The sequence below is a fragment of the Streptomyces sp. NPDC056296 genome (assembly GCF_042268605.1).
GTDB lineage: Bacteria > Actinomycetota > Actinomycetes > Streptomycetales > Streptomycetaceae > Streptomyces.
Genome location: NZ_JBHJRX010000037.1, coordinates 51,495 through 68,041, shown reverse-complemented (window position 1 = coordinate 68,041; position 16,547 = coordinate 51,495). Strand labels below are relative to the sequence as shown.

15 protein-coding genes are annotated in these 16,547 nt (G+C 72.9%); 6 read left to right on the top strand and 9 right to left on the bottom strand.

The features are described from left to right. Positions 1 to 21: 21 nt before the first annotated feature. From sbnB to fabG, 9 genes are all read right to left on the bottom strand, one after another. On the bottom strand, positions 22 to 1,044 hold the full coding sequence (sbnB, locus tag ACFCZF_RS25905) for a 2,3-diaminopropionate biosynthesis protein SbnB (RefSeq protein WP_376673680.1): 1,023 nt from the start codon (positions 1,042 to 1,044) through the stop codon (positions 22 to 24). Next, a complete protein-coding gene (sbnA, locus tag ACFCZF_RS25900) occupies positions 1,038 to 2,051 on the bottom strand; it encodes a 2,3-diaminopropionate biosynthesis protein SbnA (protein WP_100045638.1) in 1,014 nt (337 codons plus the stop codon). The genes sbnB and sbnA overlap by 7 nt, the downstream gene beginning before the upstream one ends. Continuing rightward, positions 2,048 to 3,445 carry a condensation domain-containing protein gene (locus tag ACFCZF_RS25895; protein WP_376673679.1) on the bottom strand — a complete coding sequence of 466 codons (1,398 nt, stop codon included), beginning with the start codon at positions 3,443 to 3,445 and terminating at the stop codon, positions 2,048 to 2,050. Before ACFCZF_RS25895 ends, sbnA begins: the two co-directional genes overlap by 4 nt. Before the next feature lie 3 nt (positions 3,446 to 3,448). Next, entirely contained in the window at positions 3,449 to 3,694 is a 246-nt protein-coding gene (locus ACFCZF_RS25890) for a phosphopantetheine-binding protein (RefSeq protein WP_356558735.1), read from the bottom strand. A 92-nt stretch (positions 3,695 to 3,786) separates the two neighbouring features. Beyond that, complete coding sequence (locus tag ACFCZF_RS25885; protein WP_376673678.1) at positions 3,787 to 4,743, bottom strand: beta-ketoacyl-ACP synthase III; 957 nt, start codon at positions 4,741 to 4,743, stop codon at positions 3,787 to 3,789. 76 nt (positions 4,744 to 4,819) lie between these two features. Further along, positions 4,820 to 5,794, bottom strand: coding sequence for a TauD/TfdA family dioxygenase (locus ACFCZF_RS25880; RefSeq protein WP_376673677.1), 975 nt, complete (start codon positions 5,792 to 5,794; stop codon positions 4,820 to 4,822). Between the two features lie 64 nt (positions 5,795 to 5,858). Then, the gene (locus tag ACFCZF_RS25875) at positions 5,859 to 6,794 is read right to left on the bottom strand and encodes a TauD/TfdA family dioxygenase (RefSeq protein ID WP_219176595.1); all 936 of its coding nucleotides are present in this window, start codon (positions 6,792 to 6,794) and stop codon (positions 5,859 to 5,861) included. 50 nt (positions 6,795 to 6,844) lie between these two features. After that, positions 6,845 to 7,612 carry a thioesterase II family protein gene (locus tag ACFCZF_RS25870; RefSeq protein ID WP_376673676.1) on the bottom strand — a complete coding sequence of 256 codons (768 nt, stop codon included), beginning with the start codon at positions 7,610 to 7,612 and terminating at the stop codon, positions 6,845 to 6,847. Further along, positions 7,609 to 8,355 (bottom strand): 3-oxoacyl-[acyl-carrier-protein] reductase, encoded by a 747-nt coding sequence (gene fabG, locus ACFCZF_RS25865; RefSeq protein ID WP_219178211.1) that lies wholly within the window; start codon positions 8,353 to 8,355, stop codon positions 7,609 to 7,611. Before fabG ends, ACFCZF_RS25870 begins: the two co-directional genes overlap by 4 nt. A gap of 308 nt (positions 8,356 to 8,663) precedes the next feature. On the opposite strand from fabG, the gene ACFCZF_RS25860 reads away from it, so the two are divergent. From ACFCZF_RS25860 to ACFCZF_RS25835, 6 genes are all read left to right on the top strand, one after another. Continuing rightward, positions 8,664 to 10,025: a nitrate/nitrite transporter gene (locus ACFCZF_RS25860; protein ID WP_376673675.1), complete on the top strand. Its 1,362-nt coding sequence runs from the start codon at positions 8,664 to 8,666 to the stop codon at positions 10,023 to 10,025. A 132-nt stretch (positions 10,026 to 10,157) separates the two neighbouring features. Continuing rightward, a complete protein-coding gene (locus tag ACFCZF_RS25855; protein ID WP_376673674.1) occupies positions 10,158 to 11,309 on the top strand; it encodes a uroporphyrinogen-III synthase in 1,152 nt (383 codons plus the stop codon). A 175-nt stretch (positions 11,310 to 11,484) separates the two neighbouring features. After that, positions 11,485 to 12,075, top strand: a complete 591-nt coding sequence (locus tag ACFCZF_RS25850; protein ID WP_376673673.1) for a CGNR zinc finger domain-containing protein — start codon at positions 11,485 to 11,487, stop codon at positions 12,073 to 12,075. Between the two features lie 210 nt (positions 12,076 to 12,285). Beyond that, on the top strand, positions 12,286 to 12,810 hold the full coding sequence (locus ACFCZF_RS25845; protein WP_279559696.1) for a sigma-70 family RNA polymerase sigma factor: 525 nt from the start codon (positions 12,286 to 12,288) through the stop codon (positions 12,808 to 12,810). Between the two features lie 71 nt (positions 12,811 to 12,881). Then, positions 12,882 to 13,661 (top strand): zf-HC2 domain-containing protein, encoded by a 780-nt coding sequence (locus ACFCZF_RS25840; RefSeq protein ID WP_376673672.1) that lies wholly within the window; start codon positions 12,882 to 12,884, stop codon positions 13,659 to 13,661. Positions 13,662 to 13,937: 276 nt separating this feature from the next. Then, positions 13,938 to 16,265 carry a HelD family protein gene (locus tag ACFCZF_RS25835; RefSeq protein ID WP_376673671.1) on the top strand — a complete coding sequence of 776 codons (2,328 nt, stop codon included), beginning with the start codon at positions 13,938 to 13,940 and terminating at the stop codon, positions 16,263 to 16,265. Positions 16,266 to 16,547 lie beyond the last annotated feature (282 nt).

The window sequence follows — 16,547 nt, the reverse complement described above, 5'->3', positions numbered from 1 at the left end:
GTCCCTACGGCGTACGGCGCCCTACGGCGTACGACCGGGCAGGAAGCCCTCGACGGAGGTGCCGATGCCGCGCGCGCGTGCCTCGTCGCGGACGAAGCGGGCCAGCGCCAGGTCCAGCACGCCCAGGCCGAACGGGGAGAACACCACCGGCCTGCCGTCCCGGGGCACGGGTGCGGCGGTGCCCTTCAGCAGCGCGCCGATGGAGGCGTGGATGAAGTCCCGGCCGCCGGTGTGCTCCTGCGCCAGGTGCGGTGAGGTCTTCTCGCGGCACACGTGGTCGGGATCGTCGACGACGTTGTGGGAGCCGAGGATCGCGGGCACGGTCAGGTCCCGCAGCGAGACGTGCAGGACGACGGTGCCGGGCGGGCAGGCGTCGAGGCCGGTGTGCGGGGTGGCGGCGGTGGTCGCGAAGGACACCAGGTCGTGTGCGGCGAGCGCCTCGTCGAGGCTGCCGCAGTGCCGTACCCGGGCGCCGGGCAGCAGCCGGGCGTGGTCGGCGGTGAAGCGGGCGGCGCGCTCCGGGTCCGTGTCGTACACGGCGAGCGAGTCGAGGTGCGGGTGGACGACCGCGAGGAAGCGCAGCACCTCGCGGTTGATGACGCCGGTGCCGACGAGGGTGACGCCGGTGGGCCGGCGCCCGTCGAGCAGGAGCCGGGAGGCGAGCGCGGCGGACGCGGCGGTGCGCCGGGCGGAGATGAGGGAACCCTCGACCAGGGCCTCGGGGTGCCCGGTCTCCAGGGAGTTCAGCAGGATCGCGGCGCTGGCGCGTTCGTGGCCGCCCGCGACGTTGCCCGGGAAGGAAGAGATCCACTTCATGCCGGCGACCTCACCGCCCGGTGCCCCGTCGCCGGCCGCCGTGCCGAGGTAGCCGGGGAGGCCGATGATGCGGTCGCGGGGCCGGTCGGGAAAGCGCAGGAAGACGGAGTGCGGCAGTACGGTGCGCCCCTCGTCGTGGCGCTCGTAGGCGTCGGCGACCAGGTCGACGATCTCCTTCTCGCGTCCGGTCAGGAGCCCGTCCACCTGTCCGTGTTTGATGATCAGCATGCGCCCACCGCCATGTAGAGATCGGGTTCCCGCCACAGATGGGAGACCTCTCCGAAGTGGGCGCGCACCCAGTCGTCGGAGTAGATCGAGTCGAGGTACCGGTCGCCCCGGTCGGGGAAGACCAGTACGACGTTGCGGCCGGCCGGGATGCGGGCCGCGAACTTGCCGAGCGCGGCGGTGACCGCGCCCGAGGAGCCGCCGGCGAGGATGGCCTCGCGGTCGGTGAGGGTGCGGCAGCCGACCACGCAGTCCAGGTCGGAGACGTGCACCACCTCGTCGGCCAGCGTCGGGTCGAAGAGGGCGGGCCGCACGGCCGCCCCGTGCCCGGGCAGCAGCCGCGGCCCGGACGCCCCGCCGAACAGCACGCTGCCCAGTGCGTCCACGCCCACCAGGGTGGTGGGCAGCCGGTGTTCGCGGATGTAGCGGGCGCAGCCGGTGAGGGTGCCGCCGGTGCCCGTGGAGCAGAAGAGGTAGTCGACGCGGCCGTCCAGGGCCTCGGCGATCTCCCGCATGGTCCGCTCGTGCGCCAGCGGGTTGAGCGGATTGGCGTACTGGTTGGGCCAGTAGGCGCCGGGGACGGTCGCGACGAGTTCGCGTACCCGCTTGATGCGCGTCGGCAGGTAGGCGCGCGTCTCGGGGTCGACCTCGGTGACCAGGTCGACGGTGACGCCGTAGGCCCGCAGGATCGCCAGGTTCTGTTCGGTGGTCTTCGGGTCGACGACGCAGATGAAGTCGATGCCGAAGTACCGGCAGATCTGCGCCATGCCGATGGCGAGGTTGCCGGAGCTGGACTCCACCACCGTGGAGCGGCCCGGCACCAGGTCACCGCCGCGGATGCGGCCCAGCAGCATGGAGAGCGCGGACCGGTCCTTGACGCTACCTCCCGGGTTGAACGCCTCCAGCTTGGCGAAGACGCGGGAGCCGAACCGGGGCAGCAGGCCGGTGAGTTCCACCAGCGGCGTGTCGCCGACACCGTCGAGGATGCCGTTGAGGACGGGAGCGCTCATGAGACGGCGCCGGGGTGTCCGCCGAGGGCGAGCAGGGCCCGCTTGTCGTCGCCGTCGGTGAGCCGGACGCGGCCCAGGGGGCGGTCCGCGTCGTCGACGGCGGCCGTGAGGAACCGCACGTACTGGTCGAACAGCCGCTCCATGGTGGTCCGTTCGAACAGTGCCGTGTCGTAGCGCAGGGCGATCGTGAGGCCCTGGGCGTCACGGGTGACCTCCAGGGACACGTCGCACTGGCCCTCCAAGTGCGGGATCTCCAGGTAGGTGGCGGTGAGGCCGCCCACCCGCATCGGCACCCCGGCGGCGGCGACCTCCATGCCGCCGTCGAAGCGCTCGGTGGAGACCATCGTCATGGCGATCCGGTACAGCGGCCCGCCGTCCCCCGCGTCCTGGGCGACCAGCGGGAACGGGTAGGAGGCGCGTGCGGTGGCCTGCCGGATCCGCTCCGCGGCACGGTCGACGACCTCGCCCAGCGTGGCGTCCCTGGTGATCTCCGCGCGCACCAGCACCGGGTTGACGTAGTAGCCGACGACCTCGCGGGCCGCGGAGCGGCGCACGGACGCCGGGCAGGCGACGAGGAAGTCCCGCATGCCCGTCCAGCGGTTCACCAGGCCCTGCAGCGCGCCGAGCGCCACCGCGAACTGGGAGACCTCACGGTCGGCCGCGGCGCGCCGGATGCCCTCCGAGAGCGCGTCGGGCAGCCTGCGTACCAGGCTCGTGCCCTTGCTCGCCGGTACGGCCGGACGGGGCCGGTCGGTGGGCAGTTCGGCGGCCTGCGAGCCGGCGCGCTGCGCCCGCCAGAAGTCGGCCTGGCGGGCGCCGCGCGAGGATTCCAGCAGGGTGCGCTCGGCCGCCACGAAGTGGTCGAAGTCGGTGGCCGGCGGCTCCAGTCGCGGCTCCCGGCCCTCGGCGAGGTCCGCGTAGGCGGCGAGCAGGTCGCGCCAGAGCAGCCACTGGGACAGGGCGTCGGTGGCGATGTGGTGGGTGACGACGAGGGCCACGGCATCCTCCGCACGCCGCAGCAGCACGGCCCGGAACGGGCCTTCGTCGGTCAGGCGGAACGGCGCGGCGACCTCCGCGTCCACCATCCGGCGCAGCTCCTCGTCGTCGGCTCCGCGCACCTCGCGGACCGTGAGGCGGCCGGTCTCGCCGGGCGGCAGAACCCGGCGGCGCGGGCCGTGCTCGGTGTCCGCGTACACCGAGCGGAGCATGGGGTGCCGCTCGGTGACCGCGTCGACGGCCCGTGCCAGGATCTCGGGGTCGGGCGCCGGCTCCATGCGGACACCGCCCGCGAGGTGGTAGGTGGAGCTGTCGGGGGCCAGGCTGTGCAGCAGCCAGAGTCCTTCCTGGCCCACCGAGAGGGGCAGCGTCCCGTCCCCGGGGTCCGTGTGGGTCATGGCTCAGACTCCCGCCTTGTGCGCCATGAGGAAGTCCGCGACGTCACTGACCCTCAGCAGGTCGCCGACCTTCTCGTCGGGGACCGACAGACCGAAGTTTTTTTCGACGGCCGCCAGTAGGTCGATGCGGGTCAGGGAGTCCAGGCCGAGGTTCTCGAAGCTGGCGTCGGCGGTGACCTCGCCCTCCAGGTCGGGGGCGGTGCGCAGGGTGAGGTTGATGATCTCGACGATGATTTCGTCTCTGGTCATGGTCGTTCCGTCTCTGTGTGGAGTGGGCTTGCGGAAGGGCGGGTCGCAGAACGCCGGGCGGGACGGCGTCGTGCGGGGCGGCGGGGCCGCCGTCAGGGCAGGTCGACGACCTGGCCGGCGTAGGTCAGGCCGGCGCCGAAACCGAGCAGCAGGACCTTGTCGCCGGGGGTGGCACGGCCGCTCTCCTTGAGGCGGCTGAGCGCCAGCGGCACGCTGGCCGCCGAGGTGTTGCCGGTGTCGACGACGTCGTTGACGACGCGGTCCTGTGGCAGGCCCAGGTTGGCCGTCAGGGTGCGGATGATCCGGTTGTTGGCCTGGTGCGGCACGAACCAGGCGATGTCCTCCAGGGCGACACCGGCCGCGGCGCACGCCCGGTGGGCCACGTCCGGCATGGTGGCCGTCGACCACTTGTAGACCAGGGGGCCGTTCATGGTGACGTACTCGCGGCCGTCGGCCTTCTCCGTGATGCCGAGCACCTCGTGCCGCGCCCCGTCGCTGCCCCACACCGCCGGGCCGATGCCGGCCGTCTCGGAGCGGGACACCACGGCCGCGCCGGCGCCGTCACCGAAGATGACGAAGGTGTCCGGGTCGTTCGGGTCGATCCACTCGCTGGTCCGCTCGGCGCCGATGACCAGCGCGTGCCGCGCCTCGCCGAGCCGCACCGCGTTGGAGGCCATGGCCAGGGAGTAGGTGAAGCCGGCGCAGACCGCGTTCAGGTCGTAGGCACCGGAGTTGGGCAGGCCGATGCGGCTGGCGACCTCGGGTGCCACGCCGGGCATGCGGACGCGGCGGGTGGCGCTGGCCACGATGGTGAGGTCCACCTCGGCCGGGTCGATGTCGGCCTCGACCACCGCCTTCTCCCCGGCCGCCGTGGCCATCGCGGCGATGGTCTCCTGCTCGTCCGCGTGGTGGCGGGTGCTGATGCCGGTGCGGCTCTCGATCCACTCCGGGGAGACGGTGGTCCGCCGCGACAGTTCCTCGTTGGACACGAGGCGGGCGGGCCGGTAGACCGCGAGGGCGGCTATGCGTGATCCGTGTGTGGTGAGCATCTCTCTTCCCAACTGCGGGTCAGATGGACGGACTTGTGCGATGCGGACCGCGACGTGCGTGCCTGCGTCAGGCCGCTCAGGTGTCGGACGGCTCCGCCATGGCCACGGCGATCCGCCGGGGTCCGGTGAACGGCTCGCGGGCGTGCGCGGCGAGCATGTTGTCGACGATCAGTACGTCGTCGCGCTGCCAGTCGAAGCGGACGGACGCCCCGCGGTAGCAGCCGCGCAGGTGGTCAAGGACGTCGTCGGGGATGGTGCCGCCGTCGCCGTAGAACGTGTGTGTCGGCAGGTCCTCGTCGTCGAAGATCGCGCGCAGTCCCGCACCGACCTCCTCGGGCAGCGTGCCGGTGTGGAAGAACGTGGCGTGGTTGAACCACACCTCCTCGCCGCTCGCCGGGTGCCGGTGCACCGCGCGGCGGACCGCCGTGGTGCGCAGCCCTCCGTCGGGCCGCCACTCGGCCCGGATGCGCCGCTCCGCGCAGTACGCGACCACCGCGTCCCTGTCGGACGTGGCGAAGGCCTCCTGCCAGGGCACGCCGAAGCCGGTGTGGAAGTTGCGCACCACCTGCCAGCCGCGCGCCTCGAACTCGGCCCGCACCTGCGGGTCGACCGCCGCGAGGACCCGCCGGATGTCGGCGATCGGCGTCGCGCCCATGGTGGTGGGCGGCTCCACGCAGTAGAAGTACAGCGTGCGCGGCCACACCGCCTGGTACGAGTTCTCGTTGTGCAGGAAGATCTCCTCCGCCGGCGGGTAGTCCGTCGACGTGTAGACCTGTCCCTTGATGGTGGAGCGGGGCGAGGAGCGTTCGGCGTAGGCCAGCGGGGGCGTGCCGGAGAAGGCGCGGACGGTCTGGTCGAAGCCGTCGACACCGCCCACGTCGAAGCCGCGCAGGAGCAGCGCCCCGCGCTGGGCGAGCAGTGCGCGCAGTTCGGCGCGGTGCTCGGTGAGGTAGGCGTGGATGCCGGTGCCGGGGGCGTCCGGTCGGCACAGGCCGGGCACGGTTCCGGTGCCCAGCCAGCCGGCAGGGGTCTCGTCCGAGGTGATGGTCATGGTCAACTCGCTTGGTCGTCGCGGAGTCCGGGACCGGGAGGCCCGGGATCGGGACCGTGGGCGGTCAGTCGGACATCGCGACCAGCACCCGGCGGTCGCCCGTGTAGGGGCGCCGGCCGTGCGCCAGCAGCAGGTTGTCGATGAGCAGCAGGTCGCCGGCGCGCCAGTCGACGTCGACCGCGTGGTCCAGGCCCCGGTCGCGGATCTGCGCCACGTACTCGGCGGGGATCGGGCTGCCGTCGGCGAAGGTCACCGACTGCGGCAGCTCGTCCTCGGGGAGGATCTGCGCGAGTTCCTTCGCGGTGTCGTCGCCGAGGCCGGCCGGGTGCCACTGGTCGGCCTGGTTGAACCACACCTCCGTGCCGGTCACCGGGTGGAAGGTGGTGGCGGGGCGCAGCGACTCGACGCGCAGGCTGCCGTCGCGCCGCCAGGTCCACTCGGCGCCCGCGCCCTTCAGGAACGCCTCCACCTCGGCCCGGTCGGACGTCTCGAAGGTGTCCTGCCAGCTCTTGCCGAGGCCGTAGCCGTCGTGCAGGTTCTGGAGGTAGCGCACCCCGCCCGCGAAGGCGTCCCGGACCTCCGCGTCCAGCGACCGGAGCCACAGCGCCGCGTCGAGCACGGGGGTGGCGCCGCCCGAACCGGGGGTGATCTGGCAGAAGAACGCAAGCCGGGCGGGCCAGGCGTGCGCGTAGCTCATCTCGTTGTGCATCGAGATGGTGTACTCCTGCGGGTACTCCGTCGAGGTGTACACGTTGCCCCCGACCTTGGTGCGCGGAGAGTTGCCGTGCACGTAGGCCAGCCGGTTCGGCAGCAGCCGGTCCAGCACCGGGTCCAGAGTGTCGGGCGTGATGCCGAAGCCGCGGAACACCAGCGCCTTCTCCCGCGTCAGCGCACCGGTCAGCCCCCCTTCCAGGGCGTCCACCCGCCGCAGCAGCTCCTCGGGGCCGCCGCCCTCGGCCGCTTTGATCTCCGTTGGTGCCCAGGCCGCGGTACTCGCCATGTCACCTCTCCTCTCACTGTCGTGTCGGTGCGGTGTGTACGGGCGCCGGCTCAGGCCGGCCGGGCCACCGGGAGACGGGCCAGCCGCTCCGCGATGTCCGCGGTCAGCTCCGCCTCCCGGGGCGCGAGGTAGAAGTGGTCGCCGGGGAAGGAGCGCACGGTGAAGTCGCCGCCGGTCAGCTCCGACCAGGCCTCCACGCCGTGCCGGGTGACCCCCGGGTCGCGGTCGCCGAGGTAGGCCACCATCGGGGCCCGCAGCACGGGCGGCCGCTTCCTGTCGTACGTCTCGATGAGCCGGTAGTCCGCCCGCAGCACCGGCAGCAGCAGCTCCCGCAGCTCGGGTACGGCGTAGGCGTCACCGCCGAGGGTGCCCAGCCGGGTCACCCCGGCCACCAGTACGTCGTCCGCCGCCCGGTGCAGCGCGGTGGACCTGGTGACGTGCGGTGCGGCCCGGCCGGAGAGCAGCAACAGGGCCGGGCCCGGGCCGTCGGCCGCGGGGCCTTCCAGGCGTACCGCGACCTCGTAGGCCACCGCCGCGCCCATGCTGTGGCCGAAGAGGGCCAGCGGCAGGTCGCGGTCGGGGGCGAGCGCCTCGGAGATCCGGTCGGCCAGTTCGTCCATCGTCTCGACGCAGGGCTCGTCCATCCGCTCCTGGCGGCCCGGGTAGCGCACCGCGAGGAGTTCGACGTCGGCGGGCAGCCGGGACGCCCAGCCGTGGAAGAGCCGGGCGTTGCCCCCGGCGTGCGGCAAGCACACCAGGCGCACACGCGGCGCGAGAGCCCCCCGGTAGCGGCGGAACCAGATCTCCGGCCCGGTCACAGCGCCATGCCGCCGTCGATCCGCACCACCTGGCCGGTGATGTACGCGGCCTGCGGCGAGACCAGGTAGGAGACGAGGGAGGCGACCTCGTCGGGGGTGCCGAAGCGGGCCAGCGGGATGCGGCCCATGGCGTCCTTGGCGACCGACTCGGGGACCCCGGCGACCATCTCGGTGTCGATGAATCCCGGGGCGACCGCGTTCGCCCGGACGCCGTACCGGCCGAACTCCTTGGCCAGCGCCTGGGTGAGGCCGATGATGCCGGCCTTCGACGCCGAGTAGTTGGTCTGCCCGGCATTGCCGACCACGCCGGCCACCGAGGACAGCGTGACCACGGTCCCCTCGCGGCGGCGGATCATCGACCTGACCACGGAGCGCAGCAGGTTGTAGGTTCCGTCGAGGTTGGTGCGCAGCACGGAGTCCCACTCGTCGTCCTGCATCAGCGCCAGCGGACGGTCGCGGGTGATGCCGGCGGACGTCACGACGGCCGTCACCGGGCCGAGGCCCGACTCGACGTCGGCGACGAAGGCCCGCACCCCGACCCGGTCGGCGACGTCCACGCGGCGGGTCAGCACGCGGCGGCCCGCGGCGCGGATCTCCTTGGCGACCTGCTCGGCCGCGCTCTCGTCGGACCGGTAGCAGATCGCGACGTCGAAACCGTCGTTCGCGAGCCGGGTGGCCACCGCCCGCCCGATCCCCCGCGATCCTCCGGTCACCAGCGCGATCTGCCCGGACTGCTCCGGCATCTGTTCCCCAAGCTCCGGCATCTTTCCCCCATCCGTTCGGATGTGTCGAGCGTGTGTTCGCGGGCTATATCTGGCCTATACGGCACCCTGCATCCGGCGCCCCGCCCCACGCCCCGCGTACGCCGGCCGCTCTCCGGCGAGCGCACGCGCCCCGCACTCGACGGCGACGCGGTCGACGGCGACCTCTCATCCCGGACCGGTGCCGGGTGAGAGCAACGTTCCCTTCCGGTCATCCACAGCCCCACCGGCCCGAAACGCGTTCTCCCTACCTTCGGTGCGACCGAGATGTGGAGCACCGTGGAGGCGTCATGAGAGTCCCTGGCGGCCGCTGGATCCAGCACTGGGATCCGGAGGACGAGACCTTCTGGAAGGAGACGGGGGAGCGGGTCGCGCGGCGGAACCTGTTCTTCTCCGTCCTCTCCGAGCACATCGGGTTCTCGGTCTGGACGCTGTGGTCCGTGCTGGTGCTCTTCATGGGGCCGGAGTACGGGCTGACACCGGCCGACAAGTTCCTGCTGACGTCCGTGGTGACGCTGGTCGGGGCCGTCGTGCGGGTGCCCTACACCTTTGCCGTCGCGATCTTCGGCGGGCGGAACTGGACGATCGTCTCCGCCGGGCTGCTGCTCGTGCCGACCGTGGCGGCGTTCACGGTCATGGAACCCGGCACGTCCTTCTCGACCTTCCTCCTCGTCGGGCTGCTGGCAGGCATCGGCGGCGGCAACTTCGCCTCCTCCATGACCAACATCAACGCCTTCTTCCCGCTCAGGAAGAAGGGCTGGGCGCTCGGCCTCAACGCCGGGGGCGGGAACATCGGCGTGCCGGTCATCCAGCTCACCGCGCTCGCGATCATCGGGGCGAGCGGCGGGCCGCGGGTGCTGCTCGGCATCTACATCCCGCTGATCCTGGTGGCCGCCGTCCTCGCCGCCTGCTTCATGGACAACCTCGCCTCGGTGAAGAACGACACCGGGGCCGCCAAGGACGCCGCCCGTGAGGCCCACACCTGGATCATGGCCGTGCTGTACATCGGGACGTTCGGGTCGTTCATCGGGTACAGCTTCGCCTTCGGGCAGGTGCTGCAGACCCAGTTCGGGCGGAGCCCGCTGCAGGCGGCGTACCTCACCTTCATCGGCCCGCTGCTCGGTTCCCTGATCCGGCCGCTGGGCGGCAGGCTCGCCGACCGGTACGGCGGCGCGCGGATCACGCTGTGGAACTTCGTCGCGATGGCCGCCGCCACCGCCGTACTCGTCGCGGCCAGCATGGCGAAGTCGCTCGGGCTGTTCGTCGCCGTGTTCGTGGTGTTGTTCGTGCTCAGCGGGCTCGGCAACGGCTCGACGTTCAAGATGATCCCCGGCATCTTCCAGAACCAGGCCCTCGCCGAGGGACTGAGGGGGGAGGAGGCCGTGGCGTACGGGCGGCGGCTCTCCGGTGCCTCCATGGGGCTGATCGGCGCGGTGGGCGCGCTCGGCGGCGTCGCCATCAACCTCGCCTTCCGGCAGTCCTTCCTCTCCCTCGGCTCGGGCACCGGCGCCTTCGTGGCCTTCCTCGCCTTCTACGCCGTCTGCTTCGCCGTCACGTGGGCGGTATACCTTCGCCGCCCGGCCGTACGGCCGCCGGACGGCTCGGCGGACCCGGCGGAGACGAAGGACCGGCTCAGCTACGCCCAGGTATGACGTAACACTGGTGACATGAAGCCGAACCGAGCCTGTCACGCACCGTTGACAGGCTCGGTCGCCACGTGAGGATGCACGTGGATGTGAGTGTGGGTGTGAGCGTGGGTGTGAACGATCGGAGCGCGGCGAGCCATGGACGACGAACAGCAGCGGCCTGACCACGGCCCCCTGGCCGGATTCACCGTGGGCGTGACCGCCGCCCGCCGGGCCGACGAACTGGGCGCGCTGCTCCAGCGGCGCGGCGCCGCCGTCCTGCACGCCCCGGCGCTCAGGATCGTGCCGCTCGCCGACGACAGCGAGCTGCTGGCCGCGACCAAGCAGCTCATCGACCAGGCGCCGGACATCGTCGTGGCCACCACCGCCATCGGCTTCCGGGGGTGGGTCGAGGCCGCCGACGGCTGGGGGCTCGGCGACGCCCTGCTGGAGCGGCTGCGCGCGGTGGAACTGCTCGCGCGCGGGCCCAAGGTCAAGGGCGCGGTCCGGGCCGCCGGGCTGACGGAGGAGTGGTCGCCGGCCTCCGAGTCCATGGCCGAGGTACTGGACCGGCTGCTGGCGGAGGGCGTCGACGGCCGCCGGATCGCCCTACAGCTGCACGGTGAGCCGCTGCCGGGGTTCGTGGAGGCGCTGCGGGCGGGCGGTGCGGAGGTCGTCGGCGTACCCGTCTACCGGTGGCTGCCGCCGGAGGACCTCGGGCCCGTGGACCGTCTGCTGGACGCCGCCGTCTCGCGCGGGGTGGACGCGGTGACGTTCACCAGCGCGCCCGCCGCCGCCTCCCTCCTGTCCCGCGCCGAGGAGCGCGGCATGCTGCCCGAGCTGCTCGCCGCCCTCGGACACGACGTGCTGCCCGCCTGCGTCGGACCGGTCACCGCGGTGCCGCTCCAGGCGCACGGCCTCGACACGGTCCAGCCCGAACGCTTCCGGCTGGGCCCCCTCGTACAGCTGCTCTGCCAGGAGCTGCCGATCCGTGCCCGTGCTCTGCCCGTCGCCGGGCACCGGCTGGAGATCCGCGGGCACGCGGTGCTGATCGACGGGGAGCTGAGGACCGTGCCGCCCGCCGGCATGTCCCTGCTGCGGGCGCTGTCCCGGCGGCCGGGCTGGGTCGTGCCCCGGGCGGAACTGCTGCGGGCACTGCCGGGCACCGGCCGCGACGAACACGCGGTCGAGACGGCGATGGCCCGCCTGCGTACGTCCCTCGGCACCCCCAAGCTGATCCAGACGGTGGTGAAACGCGGCTACCGCCTGGCCCTGGACCCGGCGACGGACGCCAAGTACACGGACGGGTGAGGCGGGAGGCGCCAGGAGGCACCGCCAGGCCGCGCGGGCGCGTGCGCAGGCGTCCAGGCGGAGGCGGTACGAGGGGTTCCGGGCACGGGAGCGGGCAGGCACTGTAGAAGGAGCGATCCACCTGCTCCCCTTCTCGGCCCGCCCCACCGGGCAACCCCTAGGCGGTGACAGGAACATGGCACTGGGTACGGCCACCGACCCGTACGAGCTGCGCTTCGACACCGGGCGGATCTGCCTGGACCTCATCGCCACCACCCATCCCATGGAACGGCTCGACTGCGTCGAGGTGCTGCGCGCCTGGATCACCGGCTCCGGGCTCGTCCCGCCCGGCACCCCACTGGCCCACGCCGACGCGGCCTGGCTGACCGGCTTCCGTGAACTGCGCGGCCAGACCACCCGCCTGATCCGCTCCAGGTCCGCGCCCGGCACCCACCCGTACGACCTCGCGCTGGCCCGCGTCAACGACCTCGCCGTCGCCGCGCCCCCGGCCCCGCGCGCGGTCCACGGCGAGGACGGCGCGCTGGTCAGGGAGTTGACCGGGCCGCCCGAGTGCGCGGCGCTGCTCGGCGCCCTCGCCCGGGACGCCGTGGAGCTGCTCACCGACCCGGTCGCGCGGGCGAGCCTGAGGCAGTGCGAGGGCGACAACTGCCCGATCGTGTACGTGGACACCTCCCGCGGACGCCGCCGGCGCTGGTGCTCCAGTGAGATCTGCGGCAACCGCGAGCGCGTCGCCCGGCACCGCCGCCGCGCCGCCCTCGCCCGATAAGTGCAGCGGTAAGTACGGCGGTAAGTACGGCTACGCCCCCGTTCGTCGCGCCACCTTCGAGAAAACTGTCATCTCACTTTGAACACGCCGCACTTCGCGTCCGTACCGAATGGGCGAGCGACCGACTGGGGGAACCCCCGGACATCGGAGGTGGGCGTGCGCAAGGATTCCGTCGTGGCCAATGAACGTGGTGCGAGGGCCCGACATCGCATGTCCCAGGCGTCCTCGGAACCCGACGAGGAGCTGATGCGCGCGCTGTACCGGGAGCACGCCGGCCCCTTGCTGGCCTACGTGCTCCGCCTGGTCGCGGGGGACCGGCAGCGCGCCGAGGACGTCGTCCAGGAGACGCTCATCCGTGCCTGGAAGAACGCCGGTCAGCTCAACCGTGCGACCGGATCGGTACGCCCCTGGCTGGTGACGGTCGCCCGGCGCATCGTCATCGACGGCCACCGCAGCCGGCAGGCCCGGCCGCAGGAGGTCGATCCGTCGCCGCTGGAGGTCATCCCCGCGGAGGACGAGATCGACAAGGCGCTGTGGCTGATGACGCTGTCGGACGCGCTCGACGACCTGACCCCGGCTCACCGGGAGGTCCTCGTCGAGACGTACTTCAAGGGGCGTACCGTCAATGAGGCGGCGCAGACACTGGGCATACCCAGCGGCACCGTTCGCTCCCGGGTGTTCTACGCCCTGCGTTCGATGAAGCTGGCACTGGAGGAGCGGGGGGTGACGGCGTGATGAGCGGGTACGGGGGAGTTCAGGGTTTCGGCGGGGGATTCGGCCCGGGTGACACGGGTAATCCTGTCCCCATGGAGGGATCACCGGCGCCGAACGAGCACGAGACCGTCGGCGCCTACGCCCTCGGCATCCTCGACGACGCGGAGGCCACCGCCTTCGAGGCGCACCTCGCCACCTGCGAATGGTGCGCCCAGCAGCTCGACGAGCTGGCCGGGATGGAGCCGATGATGGCCGCGCTCGCCGACCTGCCGGGTACCGGTACGCCCGCGATCGCCGAGTCACTGACCGCGAAGCCCGGCCCACGGCTGGCGGAGAGGCTCGTCGACGAGGTCGCCGAGCGCCGCGCGAGCAAACGCCGCCGCAACTTCTACCTGGTGGGCACCGCCGCCGCGCTGATCATCGGCGGCCCGTTCGCCGCCGTGGCGACGACGGGCGGCGGCGGGGACGACGGCGGCGGGAAGAAGACCGAGGCCACCCGGCAGGCCGCGAGCCCCGCCGAGTCCGCCTTCGCCGCCATGCCCGACCGGGTCACGGCGACCGACCCGACCACCGAGGTCAGCGCGACCGTGGCCCTGCAGAAGAAGGCCTGGGGCACCGACGCGGTCCTGGAGCTGAAGAACGTCAAGGGCCCCGAGAAGTGCTCCCTGATCGCCGTCGGCAAGAACGGCGAACGCGAGACGGTCACCTCCTGGTCCGTCCCCGACTGGGGATACGGCCTCCCGGACGCCACCACCGACAAGGGCAGGAAGCCCCTCTACGTGCAGGGCGGCGCCGCCTTCGAACCCAACCAGATCGACCGCTTCGAGGTCATGACCTTCGACGGCGAGCGGCTGGTGGAGGTGGACGCGTAGGCCTGGCCGGCGGCTCGGACGGCGGCGGCCTGCCGGATCGGCCGCCGCGGCCCAGCAGCCCACCCCGTGATCGGCCCGGACGAGCGGTGCCGGCCCGGGTGTCGGCGCGGGACGGCGACACCGCCGGCCCCGCATCCCGCGCCCCGAGGCGGCGGGAGCGGCGGCCCAGCCGGGGCCCGTGGCGTGATCCGTCGACCCGCCCCCGGCCGCGCCGTGGCTTCCGGCGCCCCCTTCGCGTACCTTTGACGGCTGCCCAGCACGTCAGAAGGGGGCCCGGTGGCCGCACAGGCGCAACAGGACTCAGCGGTCGACTCGGTTCACGCCTCCGTACGGGAGGACTCCGTACGAGAGGACTCCGTACGGGACCGAGAGATCAGCGTGGAACAGGCACACCTGGACCGGGTGTACCGCCGCCTCGAGGAGAAGATCCACGAGGCCGAGTTCCTCATGCACGACGCCGCGCAGCGCGGCCACGTCGGCACGCCCGGCGCGCTGGCCGAGCGCGACGCGCAGGTCTTCCGGGCCGGCATCCACCTCAGCCGCCTGAACAACGAGTTCGAGGACTTCCTCTTCGGCCGTATCGACCTGCTCCTCGGCAAGGACGGCAAGAAGGGCCCGGACGGCGCGTACACGGCCGTCGAGCCCGCCGAGGGCGCCCTCGGGCCCGACAACACCGCCGACATCGCCGAGACCCTGCACATCGGCCGCATCGGCGTCCTGGACGAGGACTACGCCCCGCTGGTCATCGACTGGCGGGCGCCCGCCGCCGCCCCCTTCTACCGGTCCACGCCGGTCGACCCGGGCCGGGTCGTGCGCCGCCGGGTGATCCGCTCCAAGGGGCGGCGCGTCCTCGGTGTCGAGGACGACCTCATGCGGCCCGAGATCAGCGCCCGCCTGGACGGCGACGAGCTGGCCGTCGTCGGCGACGGCGCCCTGATGGCCGCCCTCGGCCAGGCCCGTACGCACTCCATGCGGGACATCGTGGCCTCCATCCAGGCCGAGCAGGACCTGGTGATCCGCGCCCCCGCCGCCTCCGTGACGTACGTCGAGGGCGGCCCCGGCACCGGCAAGACCGCCGTCGCCCTGCACCGGGCGGCGTACCTGCTCTACCAGGACCGGCGCCGGTACGCGGGCGGCATCCTGATCGTCTCGCCGACCCCGCTCCTGGTGGCGTACACCGAGGGCGTGCTGCCCTCCCTCGGCGAGGAGGGGCAGGTCGCCATCCGCGCGATCGGCTCGCTGACCGAGGGCGCCGAGGCCACCCTGTACGACTCCCCGGCCACCGCCCGCGCCAAGGGCTCCTCCCGCATGCTCCGGGTGCTGCGCCGGGCCGCGCGCGGGGCGCTGGAGCCGAGCGACTCGCCGACCCTGCTGCGGGTCGTCGCCTTCGGCCGCCGTCTCGAACTGGAGGCGGAGGAGCTGGCCGGCATCCGCCGCACCGTCCTCGGCGGCACCGCGCCCGTCAACCTGCTGCGCCCCCGCGCCCGCCGGCTGCTCCTGGACGCCCTGTACGCCAAGTCGGGCGCCGGTACCCGGCACAGCGACCCCGAGCTCGCCGCCGAGCTGCGTTCCTCCTTCGACGAGGACGTCAGCTCCGAGGACTCCTTCACCGCCTTCCTGGACGCCTGGTGGCCGGAGCTGACCCCGGGCGCCGTGCTGGCGGCCATGGCGGACGAACGGCGCCTGGGCCGCTGGGCCCGGCGCGTGCTCAACCCGGGCGAGGTCCGCAAGGTGGCCCGTTCGCTGCGCCGCGAGGGTCACTCCGTGCACGACGTCGCCCTGCTCGACGAGCTCCAGGCGATCGTCGGCACCCCGGCCCGCCCCCGCAAGCGGCGCGAGCTGGACCCGCTGGACCAGCTCACCGGCCTGGACGAGCTGATGCCGCAGCGCGAGGAGACCCAGTGGGAGCGCGCCGAGCGCCTCGCCCAGGAGCGCACCGAGTACGCGCACGTCATCGTCGACGAGGCCCAGGACCTCACCCCCATGCAGTGGCGCTTGGTGGGCCGCCGCGGCCGGCACGCCACGTGGACGGTCGTCGGTGACCCGGCCCAGTCCTCCTGGTCCGACCCCGACGAGGCGGCCGCGGCCCGCGACGAGGCCCTGGGCACCCGCCCGCGCCGCCGCTTCGAACTGACCGTCAACTACCGCAACCCGGCGGAGATCGCCGAGCTGGCGGCCAAGGTGCTGGCCCTCGCCATGCCGGGCTCCGAGTCCCCGACGGCGGTGCGCTCGACGGGCGTGGAACCGCGTTTCGCGGTGGTGGAAGACACCCTCGCGGAGTCGGTCCGGGCGGAGGCGGCCCGGCTGCTGGACCTCGTCGACGGCACCGTCGGCGTCGTGGTCGCCATGAACCGCCGCGAGGAGGCCAGGCGCTGGCTGGCCGGGCTCGGCGACCGCGTGGTGGCGCTCGGCAGCCTGGAGGCCAAGGGCCTGGAGTACGACGCCACGGTCGTCGTCTCGCCCGCCGAGATCGCCGACGAGTCGCCCGCCGGGCTGCGCGTGCTGTACGTCGCCCTGACCCGGGCCACCCAGCAGTTGACGGTTGTCTCCGGTGAGCGGGACCAGCCGGACGCGGCGGGGGTGCCGGACCTGCTGCGGGACTGAGCGGCTCAGGAGAGAGACCGGGACGTGCGAGAGGCCCGCGCCGTGGGACGGCGCGGGCCTCTCGTCTTCATCTTCTTCGTTTAAGTGGCACCGACCCGCCATGCTCGCCTCGCGGCAAGTGGTCGCTCTGAGCGACGAAGGTTGGGCCCGGGGGCTTGGATCGAGCCGGTGCCACGTCCAAGGTAACAAACGATCCCCGCAAGACAATTCCCGTCCCCCGGCTTCTTTCCCGGGCCGGTCCCCCTCTTCCGTCCACCCGCCACTTCTCGTATGGTGGAAGTC